This is a genomic window from Pseudomonas sp. 203-8 (genome assembly GCF_020708595.1).
Lineage (GTDB): Bacteria > Pseudomonadota > Gammaproteobacteria > Pseudomonadales > Pseudomonadaceae > Pseudomonas > Pseudomonas aeruginosa.
Map to the genome: position 1 here is coordinate 1 of NZ_JAJFDF010000020.1, position 14590 is coordinate 14590.

General features: G+C 68.5%; 11 protein-coding genes and 1 pseudogene. 5 read left to right on the forward strand and 7 right to left on the reverse strand.

Annotation, left to right across the window (positions count from 1 at the left end; genetic code table 11):
* The 4 genes and pseudogenes from glyA to LJF27_RS30220 all read right to left on the reverse strand — a co-directional run.
* Positions 1-356: pseudogene (gene glyA / locus LJF27_RS30205) on the reverse strand (serine hydroxymethyltransferase); the annotation flags it as partial.
* A gap of 142 nt (positions 357-498) precedes the next feature.
* Entirely contained in the window at positions 499-3378 is a 2880-nt protein-coding gene (gene gcvP / locus LJF27_RS30210) for an aminomethyl-transferring glycine dehydrogenase (protein WP_003451144.1), read from the reverse strand.
* 10 nt (positions 3379-3388) lie between these two features.
* Positions 3389-3772: a glycine cleavage system protein GcvH gene (gene gcvH / locus LJF27_RS30215; RefSeq protein WP_003089718.1), complete on the reverse strand. Its 384-nt coding sequence runs from the start codon at positions 3770-3772 to the stop codon at positions 3389-3391.
* Positions 3773-4031: 259 nt separating this feature from the next.
* Positions 4032-4955: a LysR family transcriptional regulator gene (locus LJF27_RS30220; protein WP_003089722.1), complete on the reverse strand. Its 924-nt coding sequence runs from the start codon at positions 4953-4955 to the stop codon at positions 4032-4034.
* Between the two features lie 122 nt (positions 4956-5077).
* Between LJF27_RS30220 and LJF27_RS30225 the strand changes: the two genes are divergently transcribed.
* Positions 5078-6820 (forward strand): amidohydrolase, encoded by a 1743-nt coding sequence (locus LJF27_RS30225; RefSeq protein ID WP_023108119.1) that lies wholly within the window; start codon positions 5078-5080, stop codon positions 6818-6820.
* A 7-nt stretch (positions 6821-6827) separates the two neighbouring features.
* Here LJF27_RS30225 and LJF27_RS30230 read toward each other — a convergent pair whose 3' ends face one another.
* The 3 genes from LJF27_RS30230 to LJF27_RS30240 all read right to left on the reverse strand — a co-directional run bounded on the left by LJF27_RS30230 (position 6828) and on the right by LJF27_RS30240 (position 11145).
* A complete protein-coding gene (locus LJF27_RS30230) occupies positions 6828-8363 on the reverse strand; it encodes a sigma-54-dependent transcriptional regulator (protein WP_003105794.1) in 1536 nt (511 codons plus the stop codon).
* An 81-nt stretch (positions 8364-8444) separates the two neighbouring features.
* Positions 8445-9362 (reverse strand): hypothetical protein, encoded by a 918-nt coding sequence (locus tag LJF27_RS30235; RefSeq protein ID WP_023116900.1) that lies wholly within the window; start codon positions 9360-9362, stop codon positions 8445-8447.
* A 202-nt stretch (positions 9363-9564) separates the two neighbouring features.
* Complete coding sequence (locus LJF27_RS30240; RefSeq protein ID WP_003105800.1) at positions 9565-11145, reverse strand: alpha/beta hydrolase; 1581 nt, start codon at positions 11143-11145, stop codon at positions 9565-9567.
* Positions 11146-11301: 156 nt separating this feature from the next.
* Between LJF27_RS30240 and LJF27_RS30245 the strand changes: the two genes are divergently transcribed.
* Genes LJF27_RS30245 through LJF27_RS30260 form a run of 4 tightly spaced genes read left to right on the forward strand, consistent with a single transcriptional unit; the run spans position 11302 to position 14507 of the window.
* Positions 11302-11523: a YgdI/YgdR family lipoprotein gene (locus LJF27_RS30245; protein WP_003089729.1), complete on the forward strand. Its 222-nt coding sequence runs from the start codon at positions 11302-11304 to the stop codon at positions 11521-11523.
* 53 nt (positions 11524-11576) lie between these two features.
* Complete coding sequence (locus LJF27_RS30250; RefSeq protein ID WP_003089732.1) at positions 11577-12428, forward strand: class I SAM-dependent methyltransferase; 852 nt, start codon at positions 11577-11579, stop codon at positions 12426-12428.
* A complete protein-coding gene (locus tag LJF27_RS30255) occupies positions 12425-12961 on the forward strand; it encodes a GNAT family N-acetyltransferase (protein ID WP_023116901.1) in 537 nt (178 codons plus the stop codon). The genes LJF27_RS30250 and LJF27_RS30255 overlap by 4 nt, the downstream gene beginning before the upstream one ends.
* 52 nt (positions 12962-13013) lie before the next feature.
* A complete protein-coding gene (locus LJF27_RS30260) occupies positions 13014-14507 on the forward strand; it encodes an RHS repeat domain-containing protein (RefSeq protein ID WP_225321578.1) in 1494 nt (497 codons plus the stop codon).
* Positions 14508-14590 lie beyond the last annotated feature (83 nt).

Below are 14590 nucleotides of genomic sequence, written 5' to 3' on the forward strand. Positions count from 1 at the left end.
ATGCCGAGGATGGTGTCGCCGGCGTTGAGCAGCGCCAGGTACACCGCGGCGTTGGCCGAGGAACCGGAATGCGGCTGGACGTTGGCGTAGTCGGCGCCGAACAGTTGCCTGGCGCGGTCGATGGCCAGCCGCTCGACCTTGTCGACGTGTTCGCAGCCGCCGTAGTAGCGCTTGCCCGGATAGCCCTCGGCATACTTGTTGGTCAGGCCGCCGCCCTGCGCCTGCATGACCCGCTTGCTGGCGTAGTTCTCCGAGGCGATCAGTTCGATGTGGTCTTCCTGCCGCCGGTCTTCGGCGTCCATCGCGGCGAGCAGTTCGTCGTCGTAGCCCTGGAGCTGGTCGTGCTTGCTGAACATGGCGCTGGCCTCTTGTCGTGTCGGTGTCAGGACGCTCGCTGGCGCGAGCGTGGCCGCGGCGCCGCTACGCAAGCGCGGCGCCGGGAAAGGGGTATCGCCGGAAACGCGAGGACGCCGCCGCTGGCGGCGCCCTCCTCGTCCGTCACTCCTCGCTGTACGCCTCGATGGGCGGGCAGGAGCAGGTCAGGTTGCGGTCGCCGTAGACGTTGTCGACGCGGCCCACCGGCGGCCAGTACTTGGCCTCCACCAGGCTGGCCAGCGGATAGGCGGCCTGCTCGCGGCTGTAGGCGTGGTTCCATTCGCCGAGCAGTTCGGCGGCGGTGTGCGGCGCGTTCTTCAGCGGGTTGTCTTCCTTGTCCAGCTCGCCGCGTTCCACCGCGCGGATTTCCTCGCGGATGCGGATCATCGCGTCGCAGAAACGATCCAGCTCAGCCTTCGACTCGCTCTCGGTGGGCTCGATCATCAGCGTGCCGGCCACCGGGAAGGACATGGTCGGCGCATGGAAGCCGAAGTCCATCAGGCGCTTGGCCACGTCGTCGACGCTGATCCCGCTGCTGTCCTTGAGCGGACGCAGGTCGAGGATACATTCGTGGGCGACCAGGCCGTTGCCGCCGGCGTAGAGCACCGGGTAGTGCTCCTCCAGGCGATGGGCGATGTAGTTGGCATTGAGGATGGCCATTTCCGAGGCGCGCTTGAGGCCTTCGCCGCCCATCATGCGGATGTACATCCAGGTGATCGGCAGGATGCTTGCGCTGCCGTACGGCGCCGCGCTCACCGCGCCTTCCTTGCGCTCGCCGCGAGCGTGGCCGGGGAGGAACGGCGCCAGGTGCGCGCGCACGCCGATCGGGCCGACGCCTGGGCCGCCGCCGCCGTGGGGGATGCAGAAGGTCTTGTGCAGGTTCAGGTGGGAAACGTCGCCACCGAACTTGCCCGGGGCGCACAGGCCGACCATGGCGTTCATGTTGGCACCGTCGATGTACACCTGGCCACCGCAGTCGTGGACGATGGCGCAGATCTCGCGGATCGCTTCCTCGAACACGCCGTGGGTGGACGGATAGGTGATCATCAGCGCGGCCAGGCGTTCCTTGTGCTCGCTGGCCTTGTTGCGCAGGTCCTCGACGTCGACGTTGCCGCGCGCGTCGCAGGCCACCACCACCACGCGCATGCCGACCATGCTGGCGGTAGCCGGGTTGGTACCGTGGGCGGAGGACGGGATCAGACAGATGTCGCGCTGGCTGTCGCCGCGGCTCTGGTGGTAGGCACGGATCGCCAGCAGGCCGGCGTACTCGCCCTGGGAGCCGGCGTTGGGCTGCAACGACACGGCGTCGTAGCCGGTGGCGGAACAGAGCATCGCCTCCAATTCGTCGGTGAGCTGGCGGTAGCCTTCGCTCTGCTCGGCCGGGGCGAACGGGTGCAGGTTGCCGAATTCGGCCCAGGTCACCGGGATCATCTCGCTGGCGGCGTTCAGCTTCATGGTGCAGGAGCCCAGCGGGATCATCGTGCGGTCCAGCGCCAGGTCCTTGTCCGCCAGCTTGCGCAGGTAGCGCATCAGCTCGGTTTCCGAGTGATGGCGGTTGAAGATCGGGTGGCTGAGGATCGCCGACTGGCGCAGCAGCTCGACCGGCAGGCGGTCCCCGCTGCTGGCGGCAAGGGTGGCGAAGTCCGGGAGCGCCTGGCCCTCTTCAGCCAGCAGGCCCCAGAGCGTTTCCACGTCGGCCTGGCGGACGGTCTCGTCGAGCGACAGGCCGAGACGGCCGGCATCGATCTCGCGCAGGTTGATCCCGGCGGCGCGGGCCTTGGCATGGATCGCCGCGGTACGCGCGCCGGTGGCCAGGCTCAGGGTGTCGAAGAAATGCTTCTGCTCGACGGCCACGCCCAGGCGCTCCAGGCCGGCGGCGAGGATCGCGGTCAGCCGGTGGGTGCGCCGGGCGATGCGCAGCAGGCCCTGCGGGCCGTGGTAGACGGCGAACATGCTGGCGATGTTGGCCAGCAGCACCTGGGCGGTGCAGATGTTGCTGGTGGCCTTCTCGCGGCGGATGTGCTGCTCGCGGGTCTGCATGGCCAGGCGGTAGGCCGGCTTGCCATGGCGGTCGATGGAGACGCCGACCAGGCGTCCCGGCATGTCCCGCTTGAAGGCGTCGCGGGTGGCGAAATAGGCCGCGTGCGGGCCGCCGAAGCCGAGCGGCACGCCGAAGCGCTGGGCGCTGCCGATGGCTACGTCGGCGCCGAACTCGCCCGGCGGGGTCAGCAGGGTCAGCGCCAGCAGGTCGGCGGCCACCGCGACCAGCGCATCGACTGCATGGAAGCGGCTGACCAGTTCGCGATAGTCGACGATCTCGCCGTCGCAGGTGGGGTATTGCAGCAACGCGCCGAAGTAGGCGGAGAAGTCTTCGATGGCGCTCTCGTCGCCGACCACCACCTCGATGCCCAGCGGCTCGGCACGGGTGCGCAGCACGTCGAGGGTCTGCGGGTGGCAATGGCGGGAGGCGAAGAATGCCTGGCTGGTGCGGTTCTTCGACAGACGCTTGCAGAAGGTCATGGCCTCGGCGGCGGCGGTCGCCTCGTCGAGCATCGAGGCGTTGGCGATCGGCAGGCCGGAGAGGTCGCTGACCAGGGTCTGGAAGTTCAGCAGCGCCTCCAGGCGGCCCTGGGAGATTTCCGGCTGGTACGGCGTGTAGGCGGTGTACCAGGCCGGGTTCTCCAGGAGGTTGCGCAGGATCGGTGCCGGGGTGTGGCAGTTGTAGTAGCCCTGGCCGATGAAGGAACGCAACGCGCGATTGCGCGCGGCGATCGCCTTCAGGCTGGCCAGCGCCTCGGCCTCGCCCATGCCGGCCGGCAGGTCGAGCACGCTGCTGCCCTTGATGCTGTCGGGGATCACGTTGCCGATCAGCGCGTCCAGCGAGTCGTAGCCCAGGCGCTGGAGCATGGCCTGGGTGTCGGCGGCACGCGGGCCGATATGGCGGGCGATGAATTCGTCGTCGGTGCCCAGGTCGATGGCGCCGAGGTTCAGGTTATCGGTCATGACGGGATCCTCAGGCGTCGGCGTTGGCGTTCAGCAGGCGGTCGTAGGCGGCCTGGTCGAGCAGCTTTTCCCAGGCGCCGGCGTCGGCCGGACGGAAGCGGAAGAACCAGGCCTCGCCGAGCGGATCCTGGTTGACCAGCTCCGGGGCGTCCGGCAGCGCGTCGTTGATCGCCACCACCTCGCCGTCCAGCGGCATCAGGATGTTGCTGGCGGCCTTGACCGACTCCAGCACCGCCACTTCACTGCCGGCGGCGTGTTCGCCGAGTTCCGGCAACTGCACGAATACCACGTCACCGAGGGCGTCCTGGGCGTAGGCGGTGATGCCGACGGTCAGCAGCCCGTCGTCGTCCTGGCGCAGCCATTCGTGGTCGGTGGTAAAGCGCAACTTGCTCATGCTGGATCCTCATTGTCAGCGGGTCGCCCGGTCGGGACGGGACTTTGTTCTGCGGCAGCCCGTAGCAAGCAGGGTGCCAAGCGGCCCCGGCCCTGTCGCCACGGGGCGTGGCCGGGGCGCGGGGGAAACCCGGACAGGGCCGCCATGGAACGCTTTCGTTACAGACCCGCCGGACATTTCCCGAACCAGAGCGCAAACGCCTGACAGCAAAGGTTTTTCCGGCAATCGGAACGAATTCGTTCCACTCGTAACCGAAGCGTTACAGCCGATGGCACAGCCCCTGTCGCTGCAAGCTGGCGCGCAGGTGCTCGAGGAATGCGCGGACCTTCCGCGTGTTGCGCCGGTGCCCCGGATAGAGGACATGGATGGAGGGCCCGAACGGCCCCGGGTCGAAGTGGTAGTCGCCGAGCAGGCGCACCAACCGCCCTTCGCCGAGCAGCGGCGCGACACTCCACTGCGGACAGAACTGCAGGCCCAGCCCGGCCAGCAGGTGGGCGAGCAGGAAGTCGTAGTTGTCGCTGGCCAGTCGCGGGCGCGGCTGGTCGATACGCTGGCGGGCGCCGTCGCGTTCCATCCACCAGAAGTTCTGGTTCAGCGAAGGGTGCTGGAAGACCAGCCAGGCGTGCCGCTCGAAGTCCTCCGGGCCTTGCGGCGCGGGTTGCCGCGCCAGGTAGGCCGGGCTGGCGCAAAGCACGATCTGGTTCGGCGCCAGCGGCCGCGCCACCAGCCCCGGCAGGTCGATGGGGCCGTCGCGCAGGCCGAGGTCGTAGCCGCCTTCGCTGAGATCGAGGAAGGTTTCGTCGAGGTCCACCCGCAGGCTGATCCGCGGATGCGCCTCGAGGAAGCTGGCGCAGGCCTGCTGGAGGAACGCCGCGGCGAACGACGGCGGCGCGGCGAGACGCAGTTCGCCGCGCAACTCCGACTCCAGCAGTTCGATCTCCTGCCCCGCCGTGCGCAGCGTTTCCAGGGACTGACGAGCCGCCTCCAGGTAGATCTGCCCGGCCTCGGTCAGCGCCAGGCTGCGGGTGGTGCGCTCGAACAGGCGGGCACCGAGTTCCGCTTCCAGGTGGGCGACGGCCTTGGTCAGCGCCGAGGGCGTCTTGCCCAGGCGCTCGGCGCCACGGCTGAAGCTACCGGTTTCGGCAGTGGCGACGAACATCGCCAGGGCATTCAATTTGTCCATCGACTCCTTCCGTTCCGGCACAAGTGTTGTGCGCCGCGCCCGGTTCTGCCGGGCCGGCGCTTTGGCTAGTCTCGCCTTGCCCGGGCCACGCTACACAAGACCAAGAAGCAAAGGAAACCACCATGAAGCAACGGATTCCCACCCTCCTCGCCGGCGCCTGCCTGGCCATCCCCCTGCACGCCCTCGGCGCCGCCGACCTGCTGGTGGTCAACGCCAGGATCTTCACCGCCAATCCGCAGCAACCCTTCGCCGAGGCCCTGGCGGTGGAGGACGGGCGGATCCTCGCGGTCGGCGACGAGGCCGGGCTGCGCGCCCTGGCCGATGGCGACAGCCAAGTCGTCGATCTCGGCGGCAAGCGCCTGATGCCCGGCCTGATCGACACCCATTCGCACGCGGTGTTCGGCGGCCTGGAGCTGGCCGGCGCGGACATGGGCAACGAACAGGTCGGCCTCGACGAACTGGAGCGGCGCCTGCGCGCCTGGCGCGACAACGGCAAGGCGCGACATGGCGACATGCTCAATGTCAGCGGCATGCATAGCGCCTACTGGAGCCAGGTCAAGGACTTCCGCGCGCGCTTCGACCACGGCGAATGGGCCGACCAGCCGCTGGCCTTCATCGGCAGCGACCACCACACCGGCTGGGCCAACGCCGCCATGCTGAAACGCGCCGGCATCGACGCCGCGCGGGTCCGCGCCCTGCCCGAGGAACAGCGCAACACCATCGGCCACGACGCCGACGCCACCCCCAACGGCTTCCTCGCCGATGCCGGTCTCGACGCGGTGCTCGCGGTACTGCCGGCGCCGAGCGCGGAACAGATGCTAGAAGCCGGACGCAGCGCGGTGCGCTACAGCAACTCGCTGGGCCTGACCGCATGGATGGACCCGGCCGCCAATGGCTCGCCGGGCGATGCCCTGTTCAGCCTCAGGCCCGACGAGAACACCGTCGGCGTGCTACCGGTCTACCAGCGGCTGGCCAAGGGCGGCGAACTCAGTGCCCACGTCGCCGCCCTCCTGGTCGCCAACCCACGCAGCCGGCCGACCGACCTCGAGGTGCTGGACAAGGTGCGCCAGCGCTTCCTCGGCAGCCCCAACCTGACCCTGCCGGGAATCAAGGTGTTCGCCGACGGCGTACCGGAATACCCGGCGCAGACCGCCGCGCTCCTCGAGCCCTACCGCAACAGCAGGAAGACGGGCGAACTGCTGATCGACCCGGCGCACTTCGGCGAACTGGTCAGCGCCGCCGACGCCCGCGGCTGGCTGGTCCACGTCCACGCCATCGGCGACCGCGCGGTGCGCGAGGCGCTGAACGGCATGCAGCAGGCGCGGCGCGACCGCGACAGCGGCATCGCCCATTCGATTACCCACCTGCAACTGGTCAATCCCAAGGAGTTCGAGCGCTTCAGGCCGCTTGGCGTGATCGCCTCGATGCAGCTGTACTGGGCCGCCGCCGACGAAACCACGGTGGACCTGATGAAGCCCTATATCAGTGCCTTCGCCTACCGCTACCAGTACCCGGCGCACTCCCTGCTGAGCAAGGGCGCGACCATCGCCGGGGCCAGCGACTGGCCGGTGTCCAGCCTGTCGCCGTGGAAGGCCATCCAGCAGGCGGTGACCCGCAAGGGCCCGCAGGGCGTGCTCAACGCCGGCGAACGCCTGGACCGCCAGACCATGTTCTACGCCTACACCCGCAACGCTGCGCGGACCATCGGCCTGGAGCGCCGGATCGGCAGCCTGGAGCCGGGCAAGCAGGCGGACTTCATCGTCCTCGACCGCGACGTGTTCGAGGTGCCGGAGACGCAACTGGGCGAAACCAAGGTGCTGAAGACCTGGTTCGCCGGCAAGCCGGTGTATTCCAGCGAGGGCTGAGCCCGCTTCAGGCGCGCGGACCGATGCCGTACTTGCGCAGGCGGTGGGCGATGGCGGTGTGCGAGGTTTGCAGGCGCGCCGCCAACTGGCGGGTCGATGGATAGCTGACGTAGAGCTTCTCCAGCAGGGCTTTCTCGAAGCCCTCCACTGCCTCCTCCAGGCTGCCCACCTCGCCGTCGTTCTGCCGCGCCACGGCGGTGCCGGCGATCTCCAGGTCGCCGATATCCACCAGGCTGCTCTCGCAGATCGCAGCGGCACGGAAGATCACGTTCTGCAACTGGCGCACGTTGCCCGGCCAGCGGTTGCTCAGCAGCGCCGGGTAGGTGCCCGGCGCCAGCCGGCACACCGGGCGCTGGATCTGCGCACAGGCCTGCTGCATGAAGTGCCGCGCCAGCAGCAGGATGTCGTGGCCGCGCTCGCGCAACGGCGGGACTTCCAGGCTGAGCACGTTGAGGCGGTAGAACAGGTCCTCGCGGAAGCTGCCCTCGGCGACCATCTTCTCCAGGTTGCGGTGGGTGGCGCTGAGGATCCGCACGTCGACCCTCACCTCGCGGTCGCCGCCGACCCGGCGGAAGCTGCCGTCGCTGAGGAAGCGCAGCAGCTTGGCTTGCAGATAGGGGGACATCTCGCCGATCTCGTCGAGGAACACCGTGCCCTGGTGGGCCAGCTCCAGCAGGCCCGGCTTGCCGCCGCGCTGGGCGCCGGTGAAGGCGCCGGGGGCGTAGCCGAACAGCTCGCTTTCGGCCAGGTTCTCCGGCAACGCCGCGCAGTTCAGCGCCAGGAACGGCGAGTTGTGCCGCGCACTCAGGGCATGGCAGCCGCGCGCCACCAGTTCCTTGCCGGTACCGGTCTCGCCGTGGATCAGCAGCGGCGCGTCGAGCGCCGCCACGCGCTGCGCACGGGTCTTCAGGGTGCGGATCGGCTGGGAATCGCCGAGGAGCATCTCGAACCCCTCGGCATGGTCATGGTGCAAGGCCGCCAGGCGCTCGCCGATGCGGTTCGGTTCGTAGAGGGTCAACAGGCCGCCGGCCAGGTGCCGCTCGCCCTCGCCCGGCCCTTCGGTGATCGGCGTGGCATCGAGCAGCAGGGCCTGGCCCATGAAGGTCACTTCGCGCAGCGGCAGGCGGAAGCCCTGCTCGACCAGCGCATCCTCCAGGGTTTCATCGTCGAACAGGCTGGCCAGCCTCTCGCCGGCCGGGTCGCGTCCGCAGCGCTCGCTGAAGGCCGGGTTGGCCAGCAGCACCAGGCCCTTGCCGTCCACCGCCAGCACCGGATCGGCCATCGCCGCCAGCAACGCATCGAGCTGCAAGCGGCGGCGCTGGCCGGGAAGGATGTCGACCACGGTCATCGCCTGCACGCCACGGATGCCCAGCAGCGCTGCGCGCAGTTCCTCCAGCACTTCGGGACTGAGGGTCGGCGCGTCGATGTAGACGTTCGGCGGCACCATTTCCACCGCATCCAGATTCAGGTTGCGCCCGCCCAGCAGCGCCAGCACCTCCTGGGTGATGCCGACACGGTCGATGAAGGAGACGTGGATGCGCATGCGGGAACCTGGACTGCGGCGACGCTCGCCATAAAGCCGTCGATTGTACGGCCTGGCGCCGCCCAGCCCAAGGGGCCGGCGTCAGGGTACGGGGCGCAGCGTCTCGCTGCGGGTGTGGTGGCTCCAGTCGCCCTCGTCGTCCATCACGGTTTCGGTCACCAGCACTCGGCCCGGCTGCTGCGGGTCGGCCTTGTACAGCACCAGCTCGGCCTCGGCATCGTCCCAGGTGGTGGAGATGTCCGGCAGCACCCGCACCCACTGGCCGTCGCGGATTTCCAGCAGCGACGACTTGGTCCAGGTGCTGGTCCACCAGGTACGCAGCAGTTGCAGGCGCTCGCGGCCGCTGTCGTCGAGGCCGCCGAGGACGCTGAGCACCGCGCCGGTGCAACTGCCCAGCGGCTTGGGCGGGACGCGCGCGTCGGCGCTCCAGAGGTCGCAGCGGCAATCCTCGTATTCGTCGCACAAGGCGGCGCTGTTCGGCGCGTGGGCCACTACCCAGGCGAAGTCCGCTTCGGCACCGGCGAAGCGGCCGCGAGCCAGCGGGGTGTACCGCGGGTCGACGGCGTAGCGGGTGATCTCGTCGCTCTCGCCGACGAAGCGCCAGGTATCGCCCGGCCCGGCGCGCTCGGCCAGGAGCAGCCCCGGATAGTTGCGCAGGCGTCCGTCGAGGCGTACCTGCTTGACGAAGCGCACCTCGTAGCGGCCTTCCTGGTCGCCCGGCACGATCTGCGGCGCAGCGACGATGCGCTGCTCGAAGTCGGGATGGCGGGCGAAGAAGGCCTGCTTGGCGGAGAGGGTGCGCTCGCGCGTCTGCGCGCGGCCATAGTAGTCCAGGCGCGGCGCATAGACCCCTTCCAGGGCCTTGCCGCTGCGCTGCCCGTGGGCGGCCTGCCAGCGCTGGAACAGGCCGAGGATTTCGCTTTCGGCGGCAGCCTGGACCAGCGCTGGGTACAGGCAGAAGAGCGCGGCGCAGAATACCGGGCGCAAGAGTCGGCGCATCGAGAACATCCTTGTCGTTCGATTGAGGCGAACGCCGATTGTCCCCTATCCGCCGACGCTGGCAAATGGCCCTGGACGATTTTTTCCGATTCCGCAACGCGGTGGGCATTGCGGACACGCTCCGGACAGTCTTCCCCCACCTCCAGGCCGCGGCACGGCGGATAACCGCAAGCGGCTATCCGCCCCACGCCAGCCAGCCGGCTCAATGCGCCGGCAACAAGGCCTGCAACCCTTCGGCAAGCTCCAGGCTCCACGCCGCGTAGTCGTGACCGCCGGGGAACTCACGGTAGTGCAGCGGGTAGCCCTTGCCTTGCAGCGCCGCGCGCAGGCTGCGGTTGCTGCCGAGAATGCCGTCCGCCTCGGGCTCCTCGAGCAGGCCGGAACTGAGGAAGAACGCCAGCGGCAAACGCTCGCCAGCGGCGAACTGCCGTACCAGCCACTGCGGCTGCTGCTCGTCCGGCCCCCACCAGAACGAGCCGGACAGGCTCAGCACCTTGCCGAAGCGTTCCGGATAACGGTAGGCGATGCAGCCCGAGGCCAGCCCGCCGTAGCTGGAACCGGAAAGCACGCGATCGGCAGGCTCCTCGCTCAATGCATAGCGCTGCTGCAACCAGGGCAGCAACTCGTGGGCGAGCATGTCGGCGAAGGCCTCGTTGCAGGGCAGCTCGCGGCCCCGGCTGCTGGCGTCGACATTGCCGACAATCACCGCCAGGGTCGGGCGGATACGCCCGGCGGCGATCAGGTTGTCGAGGATGGTCGGGGTCGGTACGTCGCGCGCGTAGTGGTCCTCGTCGAACAGCACCAGCAGCGGATAGCGCTGGCCCTCGGGATCGTAGCCCGGCGGCGTGTAGAGCGTCAGCTGGCGCTGGTTGGCCAGGGCCTGGCTGCTATAGCCCAGGCGCTCCACCTTGCCGCGCGGCACGTCCTTGCGCGGCTGGTCCCAGGTCTCGGCAGGGGCGCCGCCGAGCTGCACCAGCGAGGCCTGCTCGGCCCGCGGCAGCGCGCGGCTGTTGAGCCACGGCGTACGGCTCAGCGGGTCCGGCCGCGCCGCCGCCTGCAACGCCAGGCGCAAGGTGCCGCGATCGGCCTGTTGCAGGTCCGGCAGGTCGGCGCTGAGCTGGTAGGAAACCCGCGCGTCGCGGCGCAGCGGCAGGCTCAGGTAGCGCACGTCGCTGCCGGCCAGGGCCTCGAAGCGGCGGGTGTTGACCTCCGGGGTCGGCCACAGCAGGCGCACGTCGCCGGGACGCTGCTGGCGCCAGAGGAAGGTGACCAGCACACGTTCGGCATCCAGCGGCTCCACCAGCGGCGTGCCCTGCTTCGCTACCTGCTTCCAGAACGCCTTCAGCGCGCCGGGGCGCTTTTCCGCAAGCTCCGCCTGCAGGCGTTGCAGGGTCGGGCTCTGCGGCGCCGGCGAATCAAGCGCCGGGGTCTGCGGGGTGAGGCGCTGGGTGGGGATCAGGGTCAGTGCGGTGTCTTCGTCGGCGCTGAAGGTCAGGCGCAGGCCCTGGCGCTCGCCGGCCTGCAGGCCGAGCGACTGGCGTCCGGCCAGCTCCGTCGCGCGCAACGCCTTGCCGTCGGGCGTGGTGGCGCGCAGGCGGACGCGGCCGCGGTCGACCTCCAGGTCGAGCAACTGCAACTCGCCGGGGGCAAGGTCGAGGTAGCGCTGGCGGCTCTCGCCGGCAGCGATCTCGATGCGGCCATCGGCCAGCGGCACGGGCTGGGCGGCCTGGGCCGGGGTCAGCAGGTTGAGGAAAAGCAACAACGAGGTGGAAACGGCAGACATGGAATCTCCCTTCGAAGAGGCGCCGCCATCCGGGCGGCTCACCGGAAGAGACGTACGATCGCAGCGGAAATTTGCCGCTGTGATCCAGGCTAGAGCGGTTGCGCCGCGACTGGAGTAGAATCCGCCGCCTCGAAAACCGTCCGAAGGAAAATTCCGATGACCTCCCGTCTGCTGCCCGCCCTGTTGCTCTCGTCCGCATTCGCCGTCCTGGCCGGCTGCTCCACCCCGACCATCGTCACCCTCAACGATGGCCGCGAGATCCAGGCGGTGGATACCCCGCGCTATGATCGTAGTTCCGGCTTCTACGAACTGGAGCAACTGGACGGCAAGCGCACCCGCGTCAACAAGGACCAGGTGCGCAGCATCAAGGACATGTAATCCCCCGGACCCGCCATCCGCGCGGTGGCGCACTCCAGGGAAGGAGTCGAACCATGCGATCCGACCTGCACGAGGCCAACCGGCTGTCGTGGAACGCCGCCACCCGGGCGCACAACAGCCACAAGGCCGACCAGGCCGCTTTCTTCCGCAACGGCGGTTCCACGCTCTATCCCGAGGAACTGCAACTGCTCGGCCATCTCGACGGCCTGCGCCTGCTGCATCTGCAATGCAACGCCGGACAGGACAGCCTGAGCCTGGCGCGCCTTGGCGCCCGCGTCACCGGGGTCGACATCGCCGACAGCGCCATCGACTTCGCCCGCCAGCTGTCCCGCGACAGCGGCATCGCCGCCGACTTCCAGCGCGACGACATCCTCCGCTGGCTGCCCGTCGCCGCCACCCGTGGCGAACGCTTCGAACGGGTCTTCGCCTCCTACGGCACGCTGGTCTGGCTCTCCGACCTCAAGCGCTGGGCCGACGGCATCGCCCAGGTACTGGTTCCCGGCGGGCGCTTCGTCCTGGTGGAGTTCCATCCTTTCGCCCTGTACTTCGACCCACACTGGCAACCGGCCTACGACTACTTCAGCCGCGAGCCGATCGCCGAGAGCGGCGTCAGCGACTACGTCGCCGAGTCCGGCGCCAGCCTGGCGCCCTCCGGCTACCGCGCCGGCGTCGAGAACTTCAGCAACCCTCATCCCAGCTACGAGTTCCAGTGGGGCCTGGCCGATGTGATCGGCGCCCTGCTCGGCGCCGGCCTGCAACTCGAACGGCTGGAGGAATACCCCTACGCCAACGGCTGGGCCGGCTTCGACGGCATGCGCGACGGCGGCGGCGGACGCATGCTGCCGCCCGCCGATCGTCCGCGCCTGCCGCTGATGTACGGCCTCAGCGCAAGGAAACCACGATGACCGAAGAACGCCTGCTGCGCCGCGACGAAATCCCCCTGGTCTGGGAGATCGACCGCAGCGAAGTGATCGAACACCTGTATTCCGTCGAGGCCGGCCAACTGGTGCTGCGCCCCGAGTTCTACGACATGCGCGGCTGGCCGGAGGGCGAGGCCGAGCACTACACGCCGATCCTGCTCGACTGCTTCGACCGCGGCGGCTGGTTCCTCGGCCTGTTCGACCTGGGCCGCCTGATCGGCGCGGTAGTCCTCGACCCACGCCGCCTCGGCCCCGAGCGCGACTGGCTGCAACTGAAGTTCCTCCACCTCAGCCACGCCTACCGCCGCCGCGGCCTCGGCGCCCACCTCTTCCACCTCGCCGCCACCCAGGCCCGCCACCTCGGCGCCAGCGCGCTCTACGTTTCGGCTACGCCGTCGCAGAACACGGTGGATTTTTATACGAGACTCGGATGCCGGCTGTGCATGGAGCCGGATGAGGAGTTGTATCGGTTGGAGCCGGAGGATGTTCATCTGGTCTATGGGTTAGGGGTTAGATAACTCGCGGACTGCGCGAGGGCCGGATATTTCACGGATTGGAATGTGGTGGGAAATGAAAAGGAAATTCTTTGTAGCGGCCCTGCTATCAGCATCGCTTAACCAAGTGGTTGAGGCCGAGCCTTTTTGGTGGGCAGCGAGTTATTTCGACCCGCATCTCAGGTCGGCTCAACTTGCCTGCGAATATACCGCCAGCCGTATTTTGAGATGGTCGGACACCTACTATGCCGGGACAGTTCTTGCCATACGGGTAAAAGGTGGTTACGGGGAGTGCCTAATAAAACACCCTCCATATCCAAACGGGGGAGGAGCGCTTCCTCCTTCCTGGTATTCAATCGTCAGATGGGGCGACGGCTGCCCGGACAACCAGGAATACGATGCCAACACCGGCGCCTGCCTTTCCCCCAATGGCCCGCCCAACCACGGGCCTGACTGCTCGCCGCCGTCACTGTCCGCCGGTAATCCGATCAACATCGCCACCGGCAACAAGTACCAGAGCGAAACCGACTACGCCGGCCCGGCCATCGCTCCCCTGCTCCGCTTCACTCGTCACTACAACAGCAGCAACGGACTCTGGACCCACAACCTAAGCGCCCGCCTCACCCTACAGAGCCATATGGTCACCCTGCACCGGGAGGACGGTCGGGCCCTCGACTTCATCCGCCTGTACGACCGCATCACCTCCCAGGCCGATAACCTCGGCCGATTGGAGAAGATCGACGGCGGCTGGCGCTACGACGAACCGAGCGGCCTGCGCCTGGATTTCGACGAAGCCGGCGCGCTCGTCGAACTGGTCCAAGCCAGCGAAAGGCTGCGTCTGGCCAGGGAGGGAGGGCAGGTTCGCGTTTCCCACAACCGCTACCCCGGCACCTTCAGCTTCGCCGAGGATGACCGCCAACAACCACTGCGCCTCACCGCTCCAGGCCTGGCAGTGCTCTACAACTATGAAGGCGGACACCTGATCCGGGTCGCCCGCGACGCCGCCGGCCAGGCCAGTGAGCAGCGTTACCACTATGAAGACCCGCGCAACCCGCGGCTACTCACCGGCATCACCGACAACCGCGGCGTGCGCTTCGCCACCTGGCGCTACGACGAAAAGGGCCGAGCTGTGTCCAGCGAACACGCCAACGGCGCGGAGAAGGTCAGCCTCGCCTACAACTTCGATGGCTCCACCACTGTCACCAACGAATACGGCAAGCAGGCTACCTACCGCTTCCAGGTGATCCGCGGTAGCAAACACATCGTCGCCATCGAAGGCGAACCCTCTCCCAACTGCCCCAGCAGCAATTCCACCTTCACCTACGACGAACGCGGCCTGCTCAGCAGCAAACGCGACAACAACGGCAACCTGACCACCTACCAGTACAACGTCCGGGGCCTGGAGACCTCGCGCACCGAGGCCGCCGGCACCCCGCAGGCGCGCACCGTCGTCACCGACTGGCACCCGACCCTGTTCCTCCCGGTGCAGGTCAGCGAGCCCGGCCGGATCACCCGCTACCAGTACAACGCCGAGGGACGCAAGACCGGCGAGACCGTCACCACCCGCTGACAAGGACGACACCCATGCGCATCCCCCCATACTTCCCCCGTCTCGGCGCCCTCGCCCTGGCCTGCGCCCTGGCCCTGCCCGCG